General features: G+C 40.7%; 28 protein-coding genes and 1 riboswitch. Of the genes, 10 read left to right on the forward strand and 18 right to left on the reverse strand.

The annotated features are described in order from the left end of the window. Position 1: 1 nt before the first annotated feature. The 9 genes from rpsG to cysK all read right to left on the reverse strand — a co-directional run bounded on the left by rpsG (position 2) and on the right by cysK (position 5477). Positions 2-472: a 30S ribosomal protein S7 gene (rpsG, locus tag I6758_RS09745; RefSeq protein WP_196605073.1), complete on the reverse strand. Its 471-nt coding sequence runs from the start codon at positions 470-472 to the stop codon at positions 2-4. Positions 473-506: 34 nt separating this feature from the next. Beyond that, a complete protein-coding gene (gene rpsL, locus I6758_RS09750; protein WP_132548344.1) occupies positions 507-884 on the reverse strand; it encodes a 30S ribosomal protein S12 in 378 nt (125 codons plus the stop codon). A gap of 50 nt (positions 885-934) precedes the next feature. Next, the gene (locus tag I6758_RS09755) at positions 935-1180 is read right to left on the reverse strand and encodes a L7Ae/L30e/S12e/Gadd45 family ribosomal protein (RefSeq protein ID WP_196605074.1); all 246 of its coding nucleotides are present in this window, start codon (positions 1178-1180) and stop codon (positions 935-937) included. 246 nt (positions 1181-1426) lie between these two features. Next, on the reverse strand, positions 1427-2143 hold the full coding sequence (locus I6758_RS09760) for an amino acid ABC transporter ATP-binding protein (RefSeq protein ID WP_196605075.1): 717 nt from the start codon (positions 2141-2143) through the stop codon (positions 1427-1429). Beyond that, positions 2130-2798, reverse strand: coding sequence for an amino acid ABC transporter permease (locus I6758_RS09765; protein WP_196605076.1), 669 nt, complete (start codon positions 2796-2798; stop codon positions 2130-2132). Before I6758_RS09765 ends, I6758_RS09760 begins: the two co-directional genes overlap by 14 nt. A 37-nt stretch (positions 2799-2835) precedes the next feature. Next, a complete protein-coding gene (locus tag I6758_RS09770) occupies positions 2836-3636 on the reverse strand; it encodes a basic amino acid ABC transporter substrate-binding protein (protein WP_196605077.1) in 801 nt (266 codons plus the stop codon). A gap of 136 nt (positions 3637-3772) precedes the next feature. After that, positions 3773-4057 carry a zinc-ribbon domain containing protein gene (locus tag I6758_RS09775; protein ID WP_196605078.1) on the reverse strand — a complete coding sequence of 95 codons (285 nt, stop codon included), beginning with the start codon at positions 4055-4057 and terminating at the stop codon, positions 3773-3775. Between the two features lie 110 nt (positions 4058-4167). Further along, on the reverse strand, positions 4168-4353 hold the full coding sequence (locus I6758_RS09780; RefSeq protein WP_196605079.1) for a YjfB family protein: 186 nt from the start codon (positions 4351-4353) through the stop codon (positions 4168-4170). A 191-nt stretch (positions 4354-4544) separates the two neighbouring features. Next, complete coding sequence (gene cysK, locus I6758_RS09785; RefSeq protein WP_196605080.1) at positions 4545-5477, reverse strand: cysteine synthase A; 933 nt, start codon at positions 5475-5477, stop codon at positions 4545-4547. 378 nt (positions 5478-5855) lie between these two features. On the opposite strand from cysK, the gene I6758_RS09790 reads away from it, so the two are divergent. From I6758_RS09790 to I6758_RS09815, 6 genes are all read left to right on the forward strand, one after another. Further along, complete coding sequence (locus tag I6758_RS09790; RefSeq protein ID WP_196605081.1) at positions 5856-7220, forward strand: MFS transporter; 1365 nt, start codon at positions 5856-5858, stop codon at positions 7218-7220. Between the two features lie 143 nt (positions 7221-7363). Beyond that, positions 7364-7651 carry a 30S ribosomal protein S6 gene (gene rpsF, locus I6758_RS09795; RefSeq protein ID WP_196605082.1) on the forward strand — a complete coding sequence of 96 codons (288 nt, stop codon included), beginning with the start codon at positions 7364-7366 and terminating at the stop codon, positions 7649-7651. Between the two features lie 22 nt (positions 7652-7673). Next, the gene (locus I6758_RS09800) at positions 7674-8099 is read left to right on the forward strand and encodes a single-stranded DNA-binding protein (RefSeq protein ID WP_196605083.1); all 426 of its coding nucleotides are present in this window, start codon (positions 7674-7676) and stop codon (positions 8097-8099) included. A gap of 17 nt (positions 8100-8116) precedes the next feature. After that, the gene (gene rpsR, locus I6758_RS09805) at positions 8117-8350 is read left to right on the forward strand and encodes a 30S ribosomal protein S18 (protein WP_196605084.1); all 234 of its coding nucleotides are present in this window, start codon (positions 8117-8119) and stop codon (positions 8348-8350) included. 104 nt (positions 8351-8454) lie between these two features. After that, positions 8455-8553: riboswitch (TPP riboswitch) on the forward strand. Between the two features lie 88 nt (positions 8554-8641). After that, positions 8642-9964, forward strand: coding sequence for a phosphomethylpyrimidine synthase ThiC (thiC, locus tag I6758_RS09810; protein WP_196605085.1), 1323 nt, complete (start codon positions 8642-8644; stop codon positions 9962-9964). 134 nt (positions 9965-10098) lie between these two features. Beyond that, complete coding sequence (locus tag I6758_RS09815) at positions 10099-10944, forward strand: PHP domain-containing protein (protein ID WP_196605086.1); 846 nt, start codon at positions 10099-10101, stop codon at positions 10942-10944. A 14-nt stretch (positions 10945-10958) separates the two neighbouring features. Here the strand turns inward: I6758_RS09815 and dhaL are convergent, their stop codons facing one another. Genes dhaL through I6758_RS09860 form a run of 9 tightly spaced genes read right to left on the reverse strand, consistent with a single transcriptional unit; the run spans position 10959 to position 17941 of the window. Then, entirely contained in the window at positions 10959-11600 is a 642-nt protein-coding gene (gene dhaL / locus I6758_RS09820; RefSeq protein ID WP_196605087.1) for a dihydroxyacetone kinase subunit DhaL, read from the reverse strand. Continuing rightward, positions 11597-12601, reverse strand: coding sequence for a dihydroxyacetone kinase subunit DhaK (locus tag I6758_RS09825; RefSeq protein WP_196605088.1), 1005 nt, complete (start codon positions 12599-12601; stop codon positions 11597-11599). Before I6758_RS09825 ends, dhaL begins: the two co-directional genes overlap by 4 nt. Positions 12602-12620: 19 nt before the next feature. Continuing rightward, positions 12621-13295 carry an HAD family hydrolase gene (locus I6758_RS09830; RefSeq protein ID WP_231038619.1) on the reverse strand — a complete coding sequence of 225 codons (675 nt, stop codon included), beginning with the start codon at positions 13293-13295 and terminating at the stop codon, positions 12621-12623. Positions 13296-13316: 21 nt separating this feature from the next. Beyond that, positions 13317-14345, reverse strand: a complete 1029-nt coding sequence (locus I6758_RS09835; protein WP_231038620.1) for a PTS fructose transporter subunit IIC — start codon at positions 14343-14345, stop codon at positions 13317-13319. 1 nt (position 14346) lies between these two features. Next, entirely contained in the window at positions 14347-14655 is a 309-nt protein-coding gene (locus I6758_RS09840) for a PTS fructose transporter subunit IIB (protein ID WP_196605089.1), read from the reverse strand. 59 nt (positions 14656-14714) lie between these two features. Next, a complete protein-coding gene (locus tag I6758_RS09845) occupies positions 14715-15185 on the reverse strand; it encodes a PTS sugar transporter subunit IIA (RefSeq protein WP_196605090.1) in 471 nt (156 codons plus the stop codon). A 52-nt stretch (positions 15186-15237) separates the two neighbouring features. Continuing rightward, entirely contained in the window at positions 15238-16107 is an 870-nt protein-coding gene (locus tag I6758_RS09850; RefSeq protein ID WP_196605091.1) for a class II fructose-bisphosphate aldolase, read from the reverse strand. 26 nt (positions 16108-16133) lie between these two features. Next, positions 16134-17051: a cupin domain-containing protein gene (locus I6758_RS09855; protein ID WP_196605092.1), complete on the reverse strand. Its 918-nt coding sequence runs from the start codon at positions 17049-17051 to the stop codon at positions 16134-16136. Positions 17052-17086: 35 nt separating this feature from the next. After that, positions 17087-17941 carry a sugar phosphate isomerase/epimerase family protein gene (locus I6758_RS09860; protein WP_196605093.1) on the reverse strand — a complete coding sequence of 285 codons (855 nt, stop codon included), beginning with the start codon at positions 17939-17941 and terminating at the stop codon, positions 17087-17089. Between the two features lie 185 nt (positions 17942-18126). Between I6758_RS09860 and I6758_RS09865 the strand changes: the two genes are divergently transcribed. From I6758_RS09865 to I6758_RS09880, 4 genes are all read left to right on the forward strand, one after another. Then, complete coding sequence (locus tag I6758_RS09865) at positions 18127-18885, forward strand: DeoR/GlpR family DNA-binding transcription regulator (protein ID WP_196605094.1); 759 nt, start codon at positions 18127-18129, stop codon at positions 18883-18885. A 373-nt stretch (positions 18886-19258) separates the two neighbouring features. Beyond that, positions 19259-21088: a glutamine--fructose-6-phosphate transaminase (isomerizing) gene (gene glmS / locus I6758_RS09870; RefSeq protein WP_196605095.1), complete on the forward strand. Its 1830-nt coding sequence runs from the start codon at positions 19259-19261 to the stop codon at positions 21086-21088. Between the two features lie 124 nt (positions 21089-21212). Then, positions 21213-21851: an HAD family hydrolase gene (locus I6758_RS09875; RefSeq protein ID WP_196605096.1), complete on the forward strand. Its 639-nt coding sequence runs from the start codon at positions 21213-21215 to the stop codon at positions 21849-21851. A 310-nt stretch (positions 21852-22161) separates the two neighbouring features. Then, entirely contained in the window at positions 22162-24270 is a 2109-nt protein-coding gene (locus tag I6758_RS09880; protein ID WP_196605097.1) for a BglG family transcription antiterminator, read from the forward strand. Positions 24271-24299: the final 29 nt, after the last annotated feature.

Raw genomic sequence — 24299 nt, forward strand, 5'->3', positions numbered from 1 at the left:
ATTACCAACGATAATGAGCGAATGCTTTATTAGCTTCCGCCATTTTATGAGTATCTTCTTTTTTCTTGATAGCAGCACCAGTATTGTTAGCTGCATCCATGAGTTCTCCCGACAATCTTTCATTCATTGTCGTTTCGCCACGCAAACGAGCATAATTTACCAGCCAGCGAATTCCAAGCGTCATACGACGATCTGGGCGAACTTCAATAGGTACCTGATAGTTAGCACCGCCGACACGGCGTGCACGAACTTCAAGAACCGGCATTACATTATTCAATGCTGTTTCAAAAACTTCTAACGGATCTTTTCCCGTTTTATCTTTAATGCGATCAAATGCGTCATATACTACTTGTTCTGCGACACTTTTCTTTCCTGAAAGCATTATCTTATTGATGAATTTTGTCACCTTTTTGGATTTATAAACTGGATCCGGCAACACATCACGCTTAGGTACAGGACCTTTTCTCGGCATCTATGTCCCTCCTTATCATTAAACATTTTAAAAATTATTTTTTCTTACCGCGCTTCGCGCCATATTTGCTTCTTCCCTGTGCGCGATCTTGAACCCCTGCGGTATCAAGTGAACCACGTATAATGTGATAACGAACACCCGGTAAATCTTTTACACGGCCGCCGCGTATCAAAACAACACTATGTTCCTGAAGATTGTGCCCAATTCCAGGGATATAAGCCGTAACTTCAATACTATTGGTTAAACGGACACGGGCAACTTTACGCAATGCGGAGTTAGGCTTTTTCGGGGTAGTAGTATAAACCCTGGTGCAAACGCCACGTTTCTGCGGGCAGTTTTTAAGTGCCGGAGCCGTAGATTTTTCCTGCATGCTCTGTCTGCTTTTTCTGATCAGCTGATTAATTGTAGGCATACATGCACCTCCTTCCTAAAAGATAAAACCCTTAATGGGCATATCGGCAATTACTTGTTTATTATAGCTGCTGCTGCAGCGCCGACTTCAATTGAGCAGGCCTTGCCAAGTTCTGCCATCGTAGCTCCCGTCACCACTTCAATTCTTTTTGTTTCACATAAAGTCCTAAGTGGTTTAAGGATTCTGTCATCTGCGTCAATAGCTAAAAAAACATACTGTGCCAAACCGTTATTGACAGCCTTTGTTACTTGTTTTATTCCAATAACTCGTTTTGCATTTTTCAGTTCTTCCAGCATTAATATCACTCCTGTAACATTACCGCAGTCTTAGACACTCATATATATTACCATGCTCAAAAACCTATGTCAACACTTTGTTTATAAGTATTTTTTACTACACGCCTCCTGGTGTGTCATTTATATTTTTCGAACAACAAAAAAATTGCTTTTCAGATAAAAAACTGCCGCAAATGTATTGAGTTTCCCATAAGTTCAGATCGAAAATCCAGCTTATAGGGACACTGTATATCTGCGGCAGTTTTTTTATAGCACTTTCGAAAGAAACAGCCTTGTTCTCTCTTCCTTCGGTGTTTCAAAGACAACCCGGGGCTCGCCCTGTTCTATTATTTTACCGTCATCAACAAACAGCAGCCTTGTGCCTACTTCTCTGGCAAATCCCATCTCATGAGTGACGATAACCATCGTCATCCCTTCTTTTGCCAAATTCCGCATAACATCCAAAACTTCTCCGACCATTTCCGGATCGAGCGCTGATGTAGGTTCGTCAAACAGCATAACCTTAGGACGCATAGCCAGCGCTCTGGCTATTGCAACACGTTGCTGCTGCCCGCCAGACAGCTGTGTCGGATAAGCATCGGCTTTATTTTCCAGTCCTACTCTCTCCAGAAGTACCAGCGCATCCTGCTCTGCAGTTTTTCTGTCAATATTCCTCACCTTCATAGGGGCAAGCAGAATATTTTGCAAAACCGTCATATGTGGAAATAAATTAAACCGCTGAAAAACCATGCCAATTTCAGATCTAACTTTATTGATGTCAGCCTTTTGCAGATCCGTTCCATTAATCAATATCTGCCCTTGAGTAGGTACTTCCAAATAGTTCATGCACCGCAGCAGAGTGCTCTTTCCTGAGCCTGACGGTCCTATTATCACTACCACTTGACTTTTCTCTATACTGAGATCTATTCCTTTCAAAACCTCGGCAGATCCAAATGATTTGCGCAGATTCTTAACGTCTATCATATTTTGTATCAAACCTCCGCTCCAGATAAGCTACCAAGCGAGATATAGTAACTGTCATTATAAGGTACAGAAAGGCTACGCTAAGCCATATCTCCAAAGAACCATATGTTCTGGCTATTATAAGCTGCCCGCGGCGGGTAAGTTCTTCAAAGCCTATGACAGAAACAAGCGACGAATCCTTCAGCAAAGCAATAAACTCATTGCCCAGCGGTGGAATAACACTTTTGAAAGCCTGCGGTATGATGATATAACGCATAGTTTGCGGCCAGGTCAATCCAAGCGATCTGCCCGCTTCCATTTGTCCTTCATCAACTGCCTGTATCCCTGCGCGAAATATTTCTGCTACATAAGCACCGCTGTTTATACTGCAGGCAGTGATTGCCGCTATCAGCGGGTCGATTTTTATACCAAGGACAATAGGCATAGCAAAATAAATTATAAAGATCTGTACTAGCAGAGGTGTTCCGCGGATAAAATCAACATAAACGGCCGCGAACAATTTTACAGCCCTTATGTTCACAATGCGTGCTATACCAACAAACAACCCTATAAAAATGCCTATTGTCACACTGATCAGCGTTATCTTTATAGTAATCAGCGCGCCAGCCAATAAAAGCGGGAACGATTTAATAACTAAATCCAAATTAAAACTCATCTGGTCAACATCCTATACATTTTTTCAGCACTGCCGATTATTTGTTATCTGTCGGTTCAGTACCGAACCATTTTTTATAAATTTTATTATATTCGCCGTTTTCTTTGAGCTTTTTAAGAGCAGCATTGAGCTCTCCCACAAGTTTAGTATTATCTTTTTTAACTGCTATTCCATAGCTTTCAGAAGTAAGTTTTTCACCAACACGTTTTACCGTATTATCGCTGTTTTTCACCATATAATAATCATTGACAGGCTTGTCATTAACCACTGCATCGACATTACCAGCTTTCAGCTCAAGAAAGGTATCCGCTGAACTGTTCATTTCCTTCACCTGTGCGTCAGGAATTTTTTTTGCTTCTTCAGCCCCAGTAGTACCTATCTGTACAGCAATCTTCTTTCCTTTAAGATCCGCAAAAGAATTGATATCATTATTATCGGCCTTTACTGCTATCGTCAACCCTGAATCATAATAAGGATCAGAGAATCCCACTTGCTGTTTGCGTTCATCAGTTATCGACATCCCTGAAATGGCAATATCTATGTTGCCGCTTTGAAGCGCTGGTATCAGTCCATCAAAAGCGATATTGTTTATTTCTACATCAGTGCCCATTTCTTTGCCTATGGCTCTTATGAGATCCATATCGAATCCCTGATATTCATTGCTGTCTGCGCCTTGAAATTCAAAAGGAGCAAAATCAGCACTGGAACCTATTTTTAATGTTTTCGCAGTGCTGGAGCTAGAAGAAGAGTCCCTGTCTGCTGCATTATCACCACAGCCAGCGGTGAGCATTGCCACGCTCATCAAAGCCGTCATGCATAAGAATAATATTTTTTTCATATTGAATCCCCCATACTTTAATTTACAGTCTTACTTGCGGCGTTATTGCTTCACTACGTAAAAAGGAGCACGGCTCATTCCCATGCTCCTTTGCCGACTATCCATACACGTAACCGTTCATTATTGCCACACAGTCTTATTTACGAAAAGTATTAAAGCAATCACGGCAGTATACCGGGCGATCAGATTTTGGCTCAAACGGAACTTGTGTCTCCTTGCCGCATTTCGCACAAACCACTTCATACATTTTACGCGGCGCCGACTGTCCGTCGCGGCTGTGTTTTTTTGAGTCGCGGCAATCATGGCAACGCCCCGGTTCGTTTGCAAAGCCTTTTTCCGCATAAAATTCCTGTTCCCCTGCGGTAAAAGTAAATTCTTTGCCGCAGTCTTTGCATACCAAAGTCTTGTCTTGATAATCCATCTGTAAAATCTCCTTACATTTCAAGCCCGTTCGTTCTCCATCGCCGTAATGTCTAGCTGTGCAAAATAGAACAAAATAAGCTTATATAAATTTACGGCAAAGCCGTATAATCAAACACTAAGGTCCACATTAACACCAAGGTTTGGATCCGAGCCGGCAGACATTTCAGTAATCATTTCAGCAGATGAATTCATATCATCAAAAACCTTGCCAAGAACTGCCACTCCCACACTGTCCTGTGTCCGTTCCTGACTTATGCCAACTGACATTGCAGCAATACTCATAATAGCATCCATAATGAACATATCCTTTCGGCATAGATATCGCAAATCTGTCTTTATTATAAAGGAAGGTCAGGTAATTTGCAATAAAATTTCATTTTATGACAGTAAATTCGCGATAATAGAAATTATTTTTTCCTAAAAAACCCGCAGGGCACTTTAAAAGTGCCCTGCGGGTTTTTATCATCTGCAGCTATATCTATTTATCATTCGCTGAATAAGGCTGTAGACAAATATCTTTCGCCCGTATCAGGAAGAACAGCAACTATCGTTTTGCCTGCATTTTCAGGTTTTGCAGCCAGTTCTACAGCAGCGGCAAAAGCAGCCCCCGAAGAAATTCCTACCAAAACCCCCTCTGACTGAGAAAATTCACGGCCGTATTTAAATGCATCTTCATTGGAAACAGTTATAATACCGTCATAAATATCTGTATCAAGGGTATCAGGCACAAACCCGGCGCCTATTCCCTGGATTTTATGCGGGCCGGCTTTTCCTTCACTCAGTACGGGCGATGTCTGCGGTTCAACCGCATAAACTTTTACTGAAGGATTTTTTTCCTTCAAATACTTGCCCGTGCCCGAAAGAGTGCCGCCCGTACCAACTCCGGCAATAAAAATATCCACCTTGCCTTCTGTATCATCCCAAATTTCCGGACCAGTAGTCTGGTAATGAGCTTTTGGGTTAGCGGGATTAGTGAACTGAGACGGGATGAACGCATTGGGAGTTTTTTTTGCTAATTCTTCAGCTTTTGCGATAGCGCCCTTCATGCCAGCCTTGCCATCAGTCAGTACAATTTCTGCACCATAAGCTTTCAACAAATTGCGACGCTCCACGCTCATCGTTTCCGGCATTGTTATTATTATTTTATAACCGTGTGCGGCAGCAATAGCAGCCAATCCTATTCCTGTATTTCCGCTGGTAGGTTCAATAATAACAGAATCCTTCTTCAATATGCCATGTTCTTCGGCATCTTCAATCATTGATTTTGCAATACGATCCTTTGTGCTGCCGGCCGGGTTAAAATACTCTAATTTAGTGAGTATATCAGCCTTTAAGCCGTGACTCTTTATGTAATTGTTTGCCCTTAAAAGGGGCGTTCCCCCTATAAGTTGTGTGATACTGTCATATACTTTAGCCATTTTAATAACCTCCATTTATATTGTTATAGTGCATATAATAATGATTTATTTTCCCAGCGCCCGCATATGCCAATAGTCTTCAAGTAAAGCTAAATAATCTAAAAAAAGCCTGGAAGGATACGCTCACACCCCTCCAAGCTTTTAGTTTTCTAATCAGCTTGCTGTCCGCTAAAATTGATCAATAACTGACGCTTCTTATGTTTATGTTTTCAATTTTAGCACGCTCAATTTATAAAGTCAAATATTTCTTGTTGGCTGTCTCAGATTTTTCAATTTATTTAAAAATATTTTGTTGGGTTATGAATAAAACCATATTATAATGAGTGTAATATATTTTCTATAGTTTGAAAGATCACATGGGATAGGACGGATAATGTAATGGATGAAAAGAAAGTTTTTATCTCTGTATTGTTAACCTCTTTTTTCGGTCCTTTTATGGCCAGCTCTGTAAATGTTGCCATTCCCTCCATGGCTCAGGAATACGGCTTGAACGCTGCAGAGCTTACAGGGGTTTTAACTTTGTTTTTATTAGGCGCTGTTTCTTTTTTACTTCCTTTCGGCAAAATTGCCGATATAAAAGGCCGCCGCAAAATATACCAATATGGTTGTTTTGGTGTAGCGGTCAGTACATTTTTGTGTATTTTTTCTCCCAGTCTTAAAATATTGCTCATACTGCGGTTTATTCAAGGTGTATGTATGTCCATGAATTTCTCTACAGGCATGGCTATGCTGATAGCCAGCCACCCGGCACAAAAGCGCGGGCAGGTAATAGGTTATTCTGCGGCCTGCGTATATCTCGGACTTTCTCTGGGGCCGGTACTCGGTGGCGCCCTTACTGAGTTTTGGGGTTGGCGTACCGTATTTATCTTCACTTCATTTGGCATCTTGGCCAGCATTTGCATAATGCAAACTGTCCGCCAGGAGTGGTACGGCAATCAGTGTGAAAAGCTGGACATCATCAGTTCTGTACTTTATTTTTTATTTTCTTCCTTAATACTATACGGAATTTCCAACTATTCAGGACACCCGTCCATGAAATGGCTGTGTCTTTCAGGTTTTATCTTAGGAATAATTCTCATAGTCAGACAAAAATATACACCTTTTCCACTTTTTAATCTCTCTTTGTTTAAAAACACTATCTTCACCATGTCAAATATTGCTGCGTTCATCCACTACAGCGCAACATTCGGCATTTCCTTTGTTCTGTCTCTGTACCTGCAGGTTATTCGCGGGCTCAATCCATTCAGCGCAGGCATGCTGCTGCTTTTACAGCCAATAATGATGTCTGTATTATCACCATTTGCCGGTGCTCTGTCTGATAAATTCGAACCGCGTCTGGTTGCTTCCTGCGGTATGACATTGACCGCTGCCGGCCTTTTTTCACTTTCGTTTTTGACATATGAAACTTCATTTTATCATATCGGTCTGATCTTACTTGTAATAGGAATAGGTTTTGCCCTTTTTTCTTCGCCAAACAACAATGCTATCATGGGTGCAGTTTCCCCCAGTCTGTACGGTGTAGCTTCATCAATTTTAGCTGCCATGCGAATGTTTGGGCAGGCGGCCAGTATGGCTGTCGTATCATTGCTGCTGACTGTGTACACCAACGATATTGTCGCCGCAGCGTATCTTCCAGCCTTGCTTGAAGGTATGCAGAAAATTTTTATAGTCTTATCTCTCACCTGCACAGCAGGGATTTTTTGTTCATTAGCCAGAGGATCAAAAAAACATAACTCAGTATAAGTTTTCTCGATCTGATTGTTGTAATAGCTTATCAACCATGCTATACTTATAAAGTTAATAATTTATTAGACTGGTTTCAAAATTTATTTTTGAATCCCCTGCCCCTGTTTTGGGGCCGATAGTCCAGAGAGGGAGGTGATTTCGTGAGAAAGTACGAAGTCATATTCATTGTAAGACCAATGGAAGAAGAACAGACCAATACCGTAATTGAAAAGTTTTCTAAACTTATCACTGACAACGGTGGCACCATCGATAAAGAAGATCGCTGGGGCAAAAAACGTCTTGCCTATGAAATAAAAGGCAGTATGGACGGTTTTTATTGTCTGCTTCATATCAGTGCTGAATCTGCTTGTGCTGATGAAATTGATCGTGTAATGAAAATTACTGATGAAATCTTAAAGCACATGATTGTTAGATTAGACGAAAAATGATTCGTTTAGGGGGGAAACGCATATGAATAAAGTCATCCTGGCAGGACGACTTGCTACTGATCCTGAGGTTCGTTATACTCAGACAGGGAAAGCTGTAGCTTCGTTCCGTCTGGCTGTAAACAAAAGATTTTCCCGTGATCAGCAGAATACAGCTGATTTTTTCTCCATCATCGCATGGCAGAAATTAGCGGAAATATGCGGTAATAATCTGGTTAAAGGCAGCCAAATTCTAGTGGACGGCTATTTGCAGGTACGTAATTATGACGCTCAGGACGGTTCCAAGCGTTATGTGACTGAAATAGTGGCTAACGATATAGAATTTATGGGTACACGCCCGGCTCATTCCGACAATGACTATTCCGGAGCACCAAGCCAGCAGCCTGCCGCATCTAGTCCGGCTTCCTCATTCGGTTCGGAACTGCCCCCTGACGAAGAGATTCCATTTTAATTAGGAGGTATATACCATTGGTTAAACGTGATAGAGGTAGAAGACCAAAGAGAAAAGTTTGCAGTTTCTGCGCAGATAAAGTAGAAGCAATTGATTATAAAGACGTTGCTAAATTACGTCGTTTCATTACCGAACGCGGCAAGATTTTACCGCGCCGTATCTCTGGTAACTGTGCACATCATCAACGTCAGGTAACTTTAGCGATCAAACGTGCCCGTAATATTGCTTTATTGCCTTTCACAGCAGAATAAATAAAAAGTCGGTGCAAGTTTTGCGCCGACTTTTTATTTATTCTGCAAAATCTATTCAGCAGTTACTGATAGAACCTTGACACTAATTGTTTATTTTGCTAGACTGAACGCAGCAGGGGTGCTTTATGCTGAGAGGGCAATTTTGCCCAACCCTTTGAACCTGTTGGTTAATACCATCGTAGGGAAGCTGACATTGTCATCTACCGTCTGCTTTCTCTTATGAAGGCAGACTTTTTTATTTGGATAAATTATCTGTAATATGAAGCCGCAAAAGGCAGAAAAGAGGACTACATGCATTACAAAACACAGATAGAAGCAGCAAAACAGGGTATCTTAACGGATCAGGTCAAACTGGCTGCAGAAAAAGAAAACCGTTCGGCAGAATGGATCAGAGAGCGTCTTGCCAACGGAGTTATTACTATTCCCGCTAATATCCACCATCAGTCACTTTCAGCTGAAGGCATCGGTGATGGATTAAAAACAAAAATCAACGTAAATCTGGGTATATCAGGTGATGCTAAAAATTATGATTTAGAAATGAATAAAGTAAAAATGGCCGTCAAAATGGGGGCCGAATCTATCATGGATCTCTCCAATTACGGAAAGACACATGAATTTCGCGAAAAACTTATCGAATATTCACCTGCTATGATAGGAACAGTTCCCATGTATGATGCCATAGGCTATCTGGAGAAGGATCTGCTGAAAATGACCGCTGACGACTTTCTCCGCGTGGTGGAAGCACATGCAAAAGAAGGCGTTGACTTCATGACTATCCATGCCGGTATCAATCGCCGCGCAATAGAAGGCTTCAAGAGATCAGGACGCCGCATGAATATCGTTTCCCGCGGCGGTTCGCTTCTGTTCGCCTGGATGGAAATGACAGGCAACGAAAATCCATTTTTTGAACATTATGATGATGTTTTAGAAATACTCCATGAGCATGACGCCGTTATTTCTATAGGAGATTCATTGCGTCCCGGCTGTCTTGACGATTCCACCGATGCGGGGCAGATCGGTGAACTTATAGAGATTGGTTATCTCACCGACCGTGCTTGGAAAGCCGGTGTTCAAGTGCTGGTCGAAGGCCCCGGACATATGGCCATAGATGAAATCGCCGCCAATATGAAGCTTCAGAAAAGACTTTGCCATAATGCACCTTTCTATGTACTGGGCCCATTAGTCACTGATATAGCCCCCGGCTATGATCATATAACCTCTGCAATCGGCGGTGCCATCGCCGCTTCAAACGGTGCAAATTTTTTATGCTATGTCACTCCGGCCGAACATCTGCGCCTGCCGGATCTGACTGATGTTCGTGACGGCATTATAGCCGCTAAAATTGCTGCGCACGCTGCCGACATTGCCAATAAACTTCCCGGTGCCAGAGATCAGGACAATCGTATGGCGGATGCCCGTCAAAAACTAGATTGGGACGCTATGTTCAAAGAAGCTATAGATCCTGAAAAAGCCAAACGCTATTATGAAAGCGTGCCGCTCGCACAAAAACATACCTGTTCCATGTGCGGCAAAATGTGTGCAGTACGCACAACGAATAAAATTCTCAGCGGTGAAAAAGTTATTTTCTGTGACGAGGACGGCGATTGCAGCTGACCCACCTTTGCTTATTACACAACAGTATCACAGCAAGAGTTTGCAGCTTGATTTGCAAACTCCTGTTTTCACTTGTCTAGATCATTATTTTTCGTTACAATATTATTATCTTTTTATTGTGAGGTTTTAATATTATGATGGATTTGCACTGTCATACCGCAGCATCGGACGGACAATACTCTCCTGTTCAGCTCATAAAACTAGCGAAAAAAACCGGCATTACTGTTCTTGCCATAACGGATCATGATACTGTAGACAGCCTCTGGCAGGGAGAATTGTCAGCTAAGGAGTCCCGCATACGTTTCATCCCCGGGATTGAAATAAACGCCCAAGGAAAAAATGTTCACATATTAGGCTATAATATCAATTATAAGAGCTCTGCTACGCAGGATATTTGTGCTGCCAACAAACAAATGCGCAGAAAAAGAGCCAAAATGATATTTGATTATTTGGCGGATAAAAATATTTATCTGACTTGGGCAGACATTGAAAAATATGCTCCCGGCGGTATATTTGCAAGACCGCATTTTGCCCGGGCAATGATCGAACAAGGTTATATTTCTACGGTCAGTGAAGCCTTCGAACGATATCTTGATACCGAGGAATTCCGCAAAATAAAACGTCCCCGCCCAACTGCCGAAGAGGCAATAAAAATGATAGAAACCATGTCTGGCATTCCGGTCCTTGCACATCCTGCATTACAGAAAAAATCAGATAAAGAAATCGAAGCATTGATTGTCCATTTAAAAAATACAGGACTTGCCGGCATAGAATGTTATCATAGCGAACATTCAAAAAACGACATAGAAAAATATCTGGCTTTCGCCCACAAATATGACCTTCTTATTACTGGAGGCAGCGACTTTCATGGTGAAAAAATAAAACCATCCATTAAACTTGGAACAGGTATAAATAATAACTTAAACTTTCACGACGAAAAACTGATAGAGAATCTGCAAAAATTTAAATCTTGGAACTAGTCTTTCTATTGTTTTTATTCCAGCAGCTCAACAATGGCATCACCCATAGCTGCCAGCAGCAGCCGGCAGGATACCGAACCAGCATCGGGCACGCCGATGCTGCGCTCGCCCAGTCGGCTGGCTCTGCCGTATCTGGCCTTAAGCTCTCTGGTGGAATCGCTGCCGGCTTTTGCCGCAGCTTTCATTTTTATCAGGGCTGTCTTAAAGTCTTCCTTTTTCTCGGTGCTTTTTTTGAGGCTTTCAAGTGCCGGAGCGAGCGTATCAATAAGGGTTTTATCGCCGGGGCGGGCTTCGATTATTTCACTGAGTTTGCTGTATCCTTTTTCGATCATCGCTGTGAGATCCGCCAGGCTTATCTTGGTCAGCCGGCTGCCAGCTTCACCCATTCCGATAAACAATGTGCCGTATATCGACCCCATAGAACCGCCGATTTTATTCATTAGGGTTGTTCCCAGTTTTTCGAGTCCTTCATTGAAACTGAGTTCTTTGTCTTTATATTCCTTCTCAAACAGAGAAAATCCTTTGTTCATGTTTATACCGTGGTCGCCGTCACCGATCAGTCCGTCAATATCGCTTAGATGTGTTTTGTTCTGTTGTATGCTCCGCACCATTGCCTGCAGGATAGAACGGCCTTTTTTATTATCAAATGCTGTCATGAGCAGACGCCCTCTTTAAGCCCCATACTGCAGGCAGGCATATCGATGAGCTCCTTTAGTTCGTCGTCGAGCTTCATCATTGTAAAGGTCGCTCCTTTCATTTCCAGGGATGTGAAATAGTTGCCGACATAGTTTTTATAGATTTTTATTCCTTTTTGCTGAAGCAGTTTTTCAATTTCATTGTACAGTACATAAAGCTCCATTACCGGGGTCGCACCCAGTCCGGAAACAAGCACGGCAGTCTGATCACCTTCTTTGAAAGGATAATCTGGAAGCACTATATTGACCATTATTTTGGCAATATCTTCGGCTGAACCAAGAGGTTCTACTTTCATGCCGGGCTCTCCGTGATGTCCTATACCGATCTCCATCGTTGAAGGTTTTATTGCAAAGTTAGGATGGTCGGCAGCCGGCAGTGTGCATGGAGACAGGCCTATACCGACACTTCGGGTAGAATCCACGGCTTTTTGCGCTGCGGCTATTACCTCGTCAAGCGAAGCACCCTGTGCCGCTTTGGCAGCACCGACCTTCCACATAAAAATCTCTCCGGCCACACCGCGGCGTTTCTCCCGCTGGTCTGCCGGAGCTGATGCCACATCATCATTGGCAATTACGGTCTTTATGGCAATTCCTTCTTTTTTTGCCATAGCAACAGCCATTTTGACGTTCATATTATCACCGGAGTAATTCCCGTAGAGACAGGCCACGCCCTTTTTCTGATCGGCGACTTTGGCCGCGTCAAGAAAAGCGGCGGCTGTAGGGGAGGAAAATATTTCGCCGACAGCTGCGGCATCGCACATATTTTTGCCCACATAGCCGATAAAGGCAGGTTTGTGTCCGCTGCCGCCGCCGGTTATTATCCCAACCTTGGCTCCCGGGATGTTCCTGGCTTTTATCACGCGAGGATTGGCAGTCGCTTCCACAATATCGGCATGTGCCTTTAAAAATCCCTCCAGCATTTCATCCACTATATTATCAGGGTCATTTATTATTCTCTGCATACTGTCCTCCTATTTAGAATCAATTTATTATATCGGTACCCACTATATTTAAAATATCTTCTGGTCTGTCCGCTATATACACTGCCCCATACTTTTCAAGTTCCTTTCTGTCTCTGAATCCCCAGGTAACACCAATACTTTCTATTCCTGCATTCTTGGCTGTTAATATATCTGTTTTTGAATCTCCGACATATATAATTTTGCTTTTGGGAATATTCATTGTTTTTATTATTATCTCTGCAGCTGCGGGATCTGGTTTTTTAGGAATATTTGTTCTTTCCCCGTATATGGCAATAAATGAAATCATTGACAGTTTATCACTCAGTAATATTTTGGTGTAATCATCTCGTTTATTGGAATTAACCGCCAGTGACATTCCTGCATCTCTGAGTTTTATCAATGTTTGCCCGATACCATTATAAGGTTTTGTATTTTTTCTATAATTTTTATCGTATACTGCCAAAAAACTGCTTAAAATTCTATCAATCATTTCTGCCGGAGTATCTGTCGGTAAACTGCGTTCCAGCAAATCTCTGAATCCGCCGCCAATTTTTAATTTATAATCTTCTTTCGCATATCTTTTATAGCCATACATACCTAATGCTTCGTTTACACTATTTGATAAATCTTCCAGTGTATCCAGCAATGTCCCGTCCAAGTCAAAAATAATTCCATCGTATTTCAACATATTCATATTTTTTATTCACCACCGCTATTATAACTTTTCATTTTCCGTATTCTTTTTGAACAAAATCAAGCATCCCGCTGTTACAAAACCTGCGATAATCAATGCCAGTAAAAATAACAATATATTATTGCAGAGAAAAAACACAAACAAACCACCATGCGGCGCATTCATTGTAAGATCAAATGAGTAGGACAACACTGCCCCCACCGCCGAACCTGCCATCAATGCTGGAATGACCCTAAACGGATCGGATGCCGCAAACGGAATGGCAAACTCAGTTATCATTCCAAAGGCTCCTGCAAAAAGTCCCGGTACCGACGCCTTTTCAGCACCTGTAAATTTATTTTTTGCCAGCATGCATGCGATAGCAATCCCCAATGGCGGCGACATTGACGCAATAAAATTAGCCGACATCGGGGCCCAATTACCGGCTTCCGAAGCTGCTATCGCAAATGCATAGGCTACTTTATTGCAGGGACCGCCCATATCAAATGCCAGCATGCAACCTTGAATAATACCCAAAACTACCAACCCGCTACCGCTTAATCCATTTAAAAAGTCCTGTAAAAATTTATTCAGCCATGAAATCGGGCCGCCTATAATATATACCATTATAAGCCCCATAATACCGACTCCCAGCAAAGGAATTATAAGTGTGGCCAAAAGTGATCGCAAGGACATCGGCAGCGGTATTCGTTTCAGCTGATTAACAATATATCCTGCTATAATCCCTGCTATCAATGCTCCTAAAAAACCCGATCCTTGATCCGATGCCAAAAGTCCCCCTACCATACCTGCGGAAATTCCAGGTTTATCGGCTATTGAATATGCCACATAAGCAGCCAGCACCGGACACATCAATGAAAACGCCGTCTTACCCACCCAAAATGATGTTGATGCAAGATCGCCGTATTTTTCAACCGAATCAGGTATATTATAACCGCCGATTGCAAACCCTACTGCTATCAAAATTCCTCCTGATATAACAAATGGCAGCATATAGGAAACTCCTGACAATAATGCTTCCTGAATTTCACGCAGTCGCTCCTTCATCATGTTATCCCTCCACTATATTTTTAAAGATTATTTCTGGGTTTTGAATTACTTCATGCGGTTTGACTTTTACGATTTTATCCTTATATTCATCAAATCTCTCTGCCTTAACGACCTTTATATCATTAGCAAAAACAATTAAATCGGCATTTTCTATTTCAGCGGGTGATAATTTATTTTCTAACCCCAATGCTCCCTGCATTTCTACTTTACAGGAATAATTTTTTTCTTTGCATATTTTTTTTATGGCTTCTGCGGCCATGTATGTGTGTGCTACTCCGGTAGCACAAGAAGTAATTGCTATAACCTGCATACAGAACCTCCTGTTAATATTATAAGAATTAAGCAAATTTTCTTTACTTTATTTGTATTTTACTGCCATTTTTCAATTATCAGCAGAAGCTGCTCATATGACTCGATAGTTTCCAGCGCATCTATAAATTCCTGATGTACCAGCATCCCTGCTAATGCCGCCAACACTCTAAGGTAATCATTTGCTGCCTGACTTTCCGGAATAGCCAGCATAAAAATATATTTCACCTCTCCTGCCGTATCAGCGCTTTTATAGATAAAAGGTTTTCTGCATCTGCAAAAAGCCACTCCCGGATTAACAACCGTTTTACTTTTACCATGTGGTATGGCAATAAAATTCCCCATATAGGTTGGTCCCAATTTCTCTCTGTAATTAAGAGCAGCAACAAAATCGTCCTTATTTTTCACAACCTGCACCTGCTCTAATCTGTCAGCCAAAAAATCAAAGACTGCCTCTTTGTCATTAAATGAATCAACATTCAACACGACAGCATTTTTTTGCAATGCATTTGATATTAGAACCTTTCCCATTTGTTTATCGGCATAATGCCAACAATTATTGACATTATGCCATCCTCCTCATTTATTTATTATTACGAAACATTTTTATTATATCTTGAGCATAATCTTTAATAAAATGATACGCATCTTCTTGAACTTCATGATAGAACATACTGCCCTTCGCTGCGTTCAACTTTTCCCAAACATGTTTGCTTGTGGCTTTAGCCATATAAGAATAATAATTTATTTTCGAACACCCTGCAGTTATGGCCTGCTGTACCTGATCTGCATCTACACCGCTGCCCCCGTGCATTACTATCCGGCACTTGTCATTAACTTGCTTTCTTATTTCCTTCACACGTTCAATATCAAGCAACGGCTCCTCCGCATAGATTCCATGCATAGTTCCGAAGCATACTGCCAGTGCATCAATACCTGTACGTTCAGCAAATTCAGCAGCCTGAGCCGGATCAGTAAAGCTTTTTTTAATATCTTCACGTGTAAGCGGTTTACCTCCATGAGAATCTTCTTCCGTACTTGACATGACTCCCAGTTCAGCTTCAACTGTTATATTAAGCTTATGCGCAATCTTGGTAAAAGCTGCCAATTCCTCAACATTTTTTTCAAACGACATTGCACTGCAGTCATACATAATAGAAGGAAAACCACATCGTATAGCGCGCATCACAAACGTAAAATCACTGCCATGGTCAAGATGCACACAGATAGGTACTTTGGCTTTTTCAGCATACTTTATCATTAACGGACCTATTCTTTCAATAGGAATGAGCTGGTCATGCACTTGCGCATGATCTATAATAAGCGGTGTATTCATCTCTTCTGCGGCTTTTATAAGCCCTCTGATCGTTTCTTCATTTGGCGAATTTATGCATCCGATTGCATAATGATTTTTTTCGGCATCCTCAAGAATTTCACGCATATTAACTAACATTATATGACCTCCCATGTTTAATAAAATTAAAGTTTTGTTATTGCAAATACAGCCTTAATTTGATGTTTTTCAAAGTTAACCAATTGATATTTTACTTTGGCCGGTATAAAAAATGTATCTTCTCGTTCTAATACAAAACTTTCTTGTAGATCAGGAAGATTTATAGTAATAGGACCATCTATACAAAAAATAGCTGCATCGCCTTCATGTGAATCAATATCTGAACAGCGTGGTCCATATCCGCCGCCGTTTGGCAGAATAAATTCGCCAAAGTGCCCGTAATCATTGCTGGTAATAAATCGCATAAGCATTGGATGTTTTGTTCCGTGAACATTATTGAGCTTTTCAAAGTCACGCACACCATATACTGCTCCCGTCCGTCTTGCCTCTTTTGCATCTACGGGCCATTTTCCTATATCATCGGTACATCCCTGTCTGGAAATATCATATATTTTCTCATTCATGTTGGGCAGTTTATCGTTATTTGGCCCTTTATAAAATTTAGTTTCTTCGTCAGTAGGTATAATCGCCGGAGGGATCTCTGTACTCCAAGCCTTAGGTGTTATGAAATAAAGTATGCGTGCCTTATCATCAGAAAAATTATGACAGCAGTGCCATGCTCCTTCAGGCATAAATAACCCTTCTCCTGTTCTGAGATAGGCAAACTGTCCATTACCGCTTCTCTGTACCACAGGTCCTTGAAGGATATAATACGATTCATCGCCCGGATGTATATCAAGCGGAGCAAATACTCCACCCGGACCCAACTCATAAATTCCCAGCATAAATGTATCTGTTGATACAAGCGTAAACGTATTATCACTGGTAAATGCATTATCAGGCGGATATAATGCTGTAGAATATTCTGTTCTTTTTATCAACATAGGTTTTTTATCTTTTACTTTGAAGGGAAAATTTTCTAAAATATCTAATAATTTCGCCAATTATTACACCTCATAATTTATAATTTTTCTGCCAATCAAATTCTGACTGCAATAGCTTCTAAATTGGCTAATCCCTTAACTGCCAATTCTTCTCCTGTATCTGCAAACTTCCGCCAAATAGCGCACTGCCCATTCAGTTCTTCAAAACCTGGATCGAATGATTCTATCACGCATGGTCCTTTATACCCTATATTTTTTAGTGCAGTAAAAAACTCCTTGAACGGCACCATCCCTGTCCCCGGAATCCCACGATTGCTTTCGCATACATGCACATAGCCTAAATATTTTACTCCGCATATCTCCACAGCCTTTGTGTAGCTTTCCTCCTCTCTGATCATATGAAAGCAATCGAGATGCACTGCCATATTTCCTGTTCCCACATCCTGGCAATACTTTACGCCATCTTCTGCAATATTGATGAAATGTGTTTCAAACCTATTTACCGGCTCAACACAAATCTTCAGCTCCGGATGTACTTTAAGCGCATATTCTGCGGCCTCCTGCATCGCATTTACGGAGTGCGTCCATTCTATTTCCGTACGCGGCCTGCCGGTCAGACATCCCCAGCCCGCATAATTTACACCGCCCAATATTTTAGAACCGATAGCTCTGTTTATATCTATCAGCTTCTTTAATGAATCAATACCTTTTTTTCTTATTTGAGAATCCATCGAAATAATACTGTTATCAGCATTTAAGGTCGTACTTGTCACCGGTTCAAGTCTGGTTTTTTTCAATTCTATTATTACTTTTTCCGTAGGAAATGTTTCCGGATGAGCGATAGCAAAATCAATTGCCTTAAATCCTAAATTCTCGGCTTTCTTTATTATCCACAAATCTTTTTCAGTAAATACCTCTGTCCATATAAAGGTATCTACTCCAAATTTCATATCCATATGTCCTCCTTATAAAAGAAATTAAAAAGAAATTAAATAAGCTTATAAATAACTTTAAAGAAATGATATCACACTTTATTTCTTCTGTAAAGATGTTTTTATTTTCTTTTAACTTTCTTATTGCTTTTTTTTAACATTTGGGCTAATATGTATATAAAAATAAAAAAGGACTTGTAAATATGGCCAAGCCTATAAATTTAGAAAGACGCAATCAGATAGTTCAATATGTGCTTGCTAAAGGCTCTGTGACAGTTAGTGAGTTAGCAAAAAATTTTGATGTGTCTATGGTAACAATGAGAAAAGATCTTGATTATCTTACCTCCAATAATCTCCTTGAAAAAGGACATGGAATCGTTAATATTGCAAAGAGTTATACCGAAAATAGCTTTTCCCTGAAGGAAGAAAAAAATCTCAAAGCTAAAACTCTGATAGCTAAAAAAGCAGCTGGTCTTATCAGAGAAAATAATGTTGTCTTTTTAGATTCGGGATCAACTACTTTACAACTGGCAAAAATATTGTCCGTGCGTGATGACATAATTATTGTCTCAAATTCAGCTATTATTGGTGCGAATTTATACAATGCTTCCTGCCAAATATTGATTACCGGCGGTGAATTAAGAAAAAAGAGCCTATCCTATGTTGGCCCATGGACACATATGGCTATTGAACAAATAAAAATTGATATTGCATTTTTATCCTGTAGCGGTTTTCAAGAAAAAGGTCCTTCCATTGACTCCTTCAGAGAACTCAGCATAAAACAAGATATTATAAAAAAAGCCGACACAAATATATTACTTGCAGATACATCAAAATTTCAGCGCCGAAGTCTATACCGTTATGCAGATTTTTATAATTTCAGCGCCTTTGTAACAGAAAGAGCCCTTCATGATGAAGAGCTGGAAAAATATGCTGATCTTAAAAGCATCACTATTTGTTAAGCCCATCGCATCATGCACAGATATCACCATTAACAAATAACTTGACCAAATTACAAGTATATATTAGAATATGGAAGACACAGAAACATCGCGTTTCTCTGCATCCATCATATCTATGTACTGCAATCTGCCGCGGTACAGACAGATGATCAGCAAAGGAGGTTTCAGGCTTCACCCAAAAGCATATCGCTTAGCGCTGGCTCTTGTTATTGAGAGGACGAGGAAGAGGTCGTCGAATTATTCAGCGGATGCCTCTCGGCCGTGATCCGGTCGTCAAAATCTGGCAAAACCACGGGATAACCCATGGCACAATACAGAGAATAAGGATCGGCAGATACATCTTTAATAATTATTTTATTTTGGAGGTATCTTTATGTGTGGAATTGTTGGTTATGTAGGAAGCAAACAGGCTGAACCGTTTCTCATTGACGGTTTGACCAAACTCGAATATCGCGGCTATGATTCTGCCGGAATCGCTGTTTTTGACGGCGATAAAATCAATCTGGAAAAATCAGTTGGCCGTCTTGATGCGTTAAAATCAAAAATCAAGGGACATGAACCGAAAGGCGTCATTGGCATCGGTCATACGAGATGGGCTACCCACGGTGGTCCGTCCGACATCAACGCCCATCCGCATATGGACTGCAAGGGTGACTTTGCTGTCGTCCATAACGGCATTATTGAAAATTACATGCAGCTTAAAGATGAGCTCATAGAAAAAGGCCATAAATTTTTATCCGAAACGGATACAGAAGTAGTAGTTCACTTGCTTGAAGACATATATGACGGGGATTTTGAAACTGCTGTCCGCGAAGTTCTGAAGAGGATTGAAGGTTCATACTCTCTGCTGTTCATGTCGAGAAAAGACCCTGATAAGCTTATCTGCACCAAAAAGGATAATCCGCTTATTGTCGGACTTGGTGACGGAGAAAACTTCATAGCTTCGGATATCCCGGCTATAATTGGCTATACACGCCGCAATTATATAATCAATGACGGCGAAATAGCTGTAGTAAAAAAAGATTCTATATGGATAACTAATCATGAGGGCCTGCCCGTAACGAAAAAAGTTTTTGAAGTAAATTGGAATGCAGAAGCTGCTGAAAAAGGCGGCTATGAGCACTTCATGCTCAAGGAAATATACGAACAGCCTAAAGCTGTTCGTGACACAGTAATGCCTCGTATTGCCAAGGATAATCTCAGTGTGGTGCTTGACGAATTAAAATGGAATAAAGAATACCTTGATTCCTTCCACAAAATTTTTATCGTTGCCTGCGGTACAGCTTATCATGCAGGACTCGTCGGCAAATACTATATTGAAAAACTTGCCCGCATACCTGTTGAACTAGATATAGCATCAGAATTCCGCTATCGTGATCCGATAGTTGATGAACATACGCTGGTAATAGTTATAAGCCAGTCAGGCGAAACTATTGACACCTTGGCTGCATTAAAAGAAACAAAACGACTTGGTGCAAAAACATTGGCTATTACCAATGTAGTGGGCTCTTCTATTGCTCGAGATGCGGATGAAGTCATTTATACATGGGCTGGTCCTGAAATAGCTGTTGCTTCTACAAAAGCATATACAACCCAGCTCGTGACTATGTTCCTATTGGCAATGTACATGGCCGGAATAAAAAAATGCATCTCTGCCGATCGTACCGAACAGCTTTTAAAACAACTTCGCGAACTGCCTGCTCAAATTGATAGAACACTGGAAGATACAGAACCAATCAAAACATTTGCCAAGCAATATGGCTTTAACGAGGATGTTTTCTTTATAGGCCGGTCCTTGGATTATAACGTTGCTCTTGAAGGTGCTTTAAAACTGAAAGAAATTTCTTATATTCACGCTGAAGCTTACGCTGCCGGCGAACTGAAACATGGCACGCTGGCACTTATAATTAAGGGTGTACCGGTTATAGCGCTGGCAACACAGAAAAGTGTTTATGAAAAAACCATCAGCAACATTAAGGAAATAAAAGCGCGTGATGCTGTTGTTATCGGTATTACCTCAGAAAACAATAATGATCTGATAAAATGCGTCGATCATGTGATAAAGGTTCCTGCTACCGATGAACTTTTGATCCCGCTTTTGACAGTAGTCCCTCTTCAATTGTTGGCGTATTATGCTGCTATTACCCGTGGTTGCGATGTAGATAAACCTCGCAATTTGGCAAAATCCGTAACAGTTGAGTAAATAGTTATTCGCAGGCTGCCGCAGCTGATTGCGGCAGCCTTTTCCATTTTGTATATCTTCTCATCAGCGCAGTCCATATTTACCGCTGCAATATTATTAAACTGCATATTATCAGGAGGTTTTTATGAAAGCATTTATTTTTGATATGGACGGAGTTATTATTGACAGTGAACCGATGCATAACGCGACTCTTTCAGAAATGCTGAAAGAATACAATATCACCGCAGATGAAGAATATATGTTCACACTAAGCGGCCTTAATATCAGTGCGATGTATCGTAAAGTGAAAAAAGAAAAGGGACTCTTGATCCCCGCTGATATATTTATCAATGAATACAACAGCAGAATTTTATCACATGTCCAAACAAATAAAATAGAAGCTATCAATGGTATTTACAAATTATTGCTTGATCTTAAAAAACATAATGTACCAACTGCCGTTGCGTCATCTTCTCCTATTGAATTTATCGAGGCCAATATAAGCAGACTAAACTTTAACGCATATTTTCAATTTCTGCTCAGCGGGAATGAGGTAAAGCACGGCAAACCCGCTCCTGACATTTATCTCACAGCGGCACAGCGACTTGACGTCCTGCCTCAGGAATGTATCGTTCTTGAGGATTCGCATAATGGTGTCACTGCGGCAAAGTCTGCCGGCATGACCTGTATAGGTTTCCAGAACCCCAACAGCGGCACTCAGGATATCAGCAAGGCTGATATGATCGTTGACAGTGTGACTCAAATTGACATTTCGGTTCTTTAATTTATTATTCATCACAATATATTTTATGCAAGATTGCCTTCTTTGAGTCTGCCATTTTGGCAGGCTTTTTATTTATTATCAACCAATAAGATAACTATCCCCTATCTTTTATTTACAGCAAAAAATTATATTATTTGCAATGTATATTCCAAATATTAAATTTATCTATTCGATTTTGTCTTAAATTGATTGGTACTTATCAATATGTCTTTTGATTGTATATATTTTTATTATATTCTATAATTAAAATAACTTAATTAAGCAATTTGTCAACGATGAATCTTCTGAGTGATCATTAGGAGGATGAAAATTGAATAAAGGGGAAATAAGTCCAAGAGTAAAAAGCATTATTCTTATTTTGTGCGCCCAGAAAAATTTTATGACGATAAGAGCTATCGCTGTTAAGCTATCTGTCAGTACAAAAACAGTAATACGCGATCTTCCAGAAATAGAAAAACTTATAGGAAAATATCATGCACATCTGGACAAAAAACAGGGTGTTGGCATTTGTCTGCAAGGCAGTGAAGATGTTTTAATAAGGATAAAAGCAGCATTTGACACAGCTCCGGAAAAACTTATTTATCAACCCAAAGAACGCTCTACCTTTTTAACAGCACGGCTGCTGCAAAATCAGGCTCCTATCAAACTTTTTGAACTTTCAACGGAACTCAATGTCGCTGAAAGCACCATAAGCAGTGATCTGGACAAGCTCGAAGATTGGTTTATCAAACATAAGCTTATACTCATACGCAAACCGGGGCTCGGCGTATATGTGAGCGGCTCGGAAAAAAATATACGCAAAGCTATCCTTCATTGTATTTATGAAAATATTGATGAAAAATCTTTGGTAAGTATCCTTCATGATACACTTTCCCGAAAACATGACGTAAAAAACCTGGTCGATCAATCTTCACAAAGACTTTTGAATCTTGTTGACACTCATGTCCTGCACAGGCTGGAAACCGTTCTTCGGCAAATCGAAACAAAGGATTCTTTTAAATTATCCGACAATGCCTATGTCGGTCTGCTGATTCATCTTGCACTGGCAATACAGCGTATGGGACAAAACGAAAAAATAAGTTTTGATGATTCATTTTTAAAGCAGCTTTCCGGGAAAAAAGAATTTACGATCAGCAAACAAATAGCCTTATCAATAGAAAAAATGTTCAGCATCAGTGTTCCGCGCGAAGAAATAGGATATATCGCAATGCATCTGCTCGGAACACGGAATGAATATTACACCGGCAGCACTCCTTTTATTCCCAATTTCCAGCTCGTACAGCTGGCAAAAAAAATTATAAAAACTGCTCAGGCTGAGACTGGTCAAAAGCTTGAGAATAACGAAAAACTGCTTATCGGTCTTGTAAATCATCTCGGTCCATCCATAAGCCGATTGAAAATGGGTATGGAAATACGCAATCCCCTGCTGTCCGATATAAAAAAAGATTATGCACAGCTCATGCAGCTCAGCCGCATATGCTGCACACCTTTATATAAAATAGTCGGCCCGCATATTCCTGATTCTGAAGTAGCTTATATTGCCATGCATCTTGGTGCTGCCTTAGAAGACACAAAGCACACTTCCCAGACAAAATATCATGTGGCCATAGCATGCCCGACAGGACTGGGGTCTTCTAAACTTCTTGCCTCTCGCATAAAGCATGAATTTAATAGGATCCACATCGTGGATATTATTTCTGCCCTGCGTCTTGACTCGAACAAACTTTCAAAGGAAAATATTGACTTTATTATATCCACAGTCCCTATTCCCGACGCTTCGCTTCCCGTTTTGGTAGTAAATGCTCTGCTTCGTTCCGAGGATATTCATTCCATCAATAAATTTCTTTTAGTCTGTAAGTCTTCTTCAAAAAATATACGTTCCGCTTCAAAAGAGCAGCTTCCCTTTCAGGACGCTTTATTGCAGCTTACTCACTATCAAACCGCTATCTTTGATATACTAAACAAATTTATCTTTATTGATGAAACCGGGCCAATACATGTGAATGATCTTATCAAAAAAATAGGATCTTTGCTAAGCGATGACAATGCCGATGACGCTGTTACCCAGGCAATATGGGAGAGGGAAAAATACGGCAGTACCTTTCTTTATGACCAGAAAATCATGCTTCTGCATTGCCGCGCTCCCGTGAGCTCTTCGCGTCTGTCTATTGCAAGAATAGAAAATGGTTTTTCGCACACGGATGCTTCTGTCAAGCTCACAGCTGCGGTGGCGCTGGTCATCCCGATCAACGGTTATCAGGAAAATGCCGAAACAATGGGTGCCATAACTGAGGCGATGGCCGAAAATTGGCTTTTTTCTTCCACAATAACTAATGGGACAAAAAATGATATTCTAAAAGCTTTGGAAACAATTCTAAAAAGTTTCCTGCAAAAAAAGATCAATCTATTGCTAACCTAAATTATTATTAATTTTATTAAAAATTACAA

The organism is Pectinatus haikarae (assembly GCF_015732185.1).
Taxonomy (GTDB): Bacteria; Bacillota; Negativicutes; order Selenomonadales; family Selenomonadaceae; genus Pectinatus; species Pectinatus haikarae.

Coding starts and splice junctions, on each gene's coding strand:
- rpsG (WP_196605073.1), bottom strand. CDS start 472: ATGCCGAGAAAAGGTCCTGTACCTAAGCGTGATGTGTTGCCGGATCCA.
- rpsL (WP_132548344.1), bottom strand. CDS start 884: ATGCCTACAATTAATCAGCTGATCAGAAAAAGCAGACAGAGCATGCAG.
- I6758_RS09755 (WP_196605074.1), bottom strand. CDS start 1,180: ATGCTGGAAGAACTGAAAAATGCAAAACGAGTTATTGGAATAAAACAA.
- I6758_RS09760 (WP_196605075.1), bottom strand. CDS start 2,143: ATGATAGACGTTAAGAATCTGCGCAAATCATTTGGATCTGCCGAGGTT.
- I6758_RS09765 (WP_196605076.1), bottom strand. CDS start 2,798: ATGAGTTTTAATTTGGATTTAGTTATTAAATCGTTCCCGCTTTTATTG.
- I6758_RS09770 (WP_196605077.1), bottom strand. CDS start 3,636: ATGAAAAAAATATTATTCTTATGCATGACGGCTTTGATGAGCGTGGCA.
- I6758_RS09775 (WP_196605078.1), bottom strand. CDS start 4,057: ATGGATTATCAAGACAAGACTTTGGTATGCAAAGACTGCGGCAAAGAA.
- I6758_RS09780 (WP_196605079.1), bottom strand. CDS start 4,353: ATGGATGCTATTATGAGTATTGCTGCAATGTCAGTTGGCATAAGTCAG.
- cysK (WP_196605080.1), bottom strand. CDS start 5,477: ATGGCTAAAGTATATGACAGTATCACACAACTTATAGGGGGAACGCCC.
- I6758_RS09790 (WP_196605081.1), top strand. CDS start 5,856: ATGGATGAAAAGAAAGTTTTTATCTCTGTATTGTTAACCTCTTTTTTC.
- I6758_RS09800 (WP_196605083.1), top strand. CDS start 7,674: ATGAATAAAGTCATCCTGGCAGGACGACTTGCTACTGATCCTGAGGTT.
- thiC (WP_196605085.1), top strand. CDS start 8,642: ATGCATTACAAAACACAGATAGAAGCAGCAAAACAGGGTATCTTAACG.
- I6758_RS09815 (WP_196605086.1), top strand. CDS start 10,099: ATGATGGATTTGCACTGTCATACCGCAGCATCGGACGGACAATACTCT.
- dhaL (WP_196605087.1), bottom strand. CDS start 11,600: ATGACAGCATTTGATAATAAAAAAGGCCGTTCTATCCTGCAGGCAATG.
- I6758_RS09825 (WP_196605088.1), bottom strand. CDS start 12,601: ATGCAGAGAATAATAAATGACCCTGATAATATAGTGGATGAAATGCTG.
- I6758_RS09830 (WP_231038619.1), bottom strand. CDS start 13,295: ATGAATATGTTGAAATACGATGGAATTATTTTTGACTTGGACGGGACA.
- I6758_RS09835 (WP_231038620.1), bottom strand. CDS start 14,345: ATGATGAAGGAGCGACTGCGTGAAATTCAGGAAGCATTATTGTCAGGA.
- I6758_RS09840 (WP_196605089.1), bottom strand. CDS start 14,655: ATGCAGGTTATAGCAATTACTTCTTGTGCTACCGGAGTAGCACACACA.
- I6758_RS09845 (WP_196605090.1), bottom strand. CDS start 15,185: ATGGGAAAGGTTCTAATATCAAATGCATTGCAAAAAAATGCTGTCGTG.
- I6758_RS09850 (WP_196605091.1), bottom strand. CDS start 16,107: ATGTTAGTTAATATGCGTGAAATTCTTGAGGATGCCGAAAAAAATCAT.
- I6758_RS09860 (WP_196605093.1), bottom strand. CDS start 17,941: ATGAAATTTGGAGTAGATACCTTTATATGGACAGAGGTATTTACTGAA.
- I6758_RS09865 (WP_196605094.1), top strand. CDS start 18,127: ATGGCCAAGCCTATAAATTTAGAAAGACGCAATCAGATAGTTCAATAT.
- glmS (WP_196605095.1), top strand. CDS start 19,259: ATGTGTGGAATTGTTGGTTATGTAGGAAGCAAACAGGCTGAACCGTTT.
- I6758_RS09875 (WP_196605096.1), top strand. CDS start 21,213: ATGAAAGCATTTATTTTTGATATGGACGGAGTTATTATTGACAGTGAA.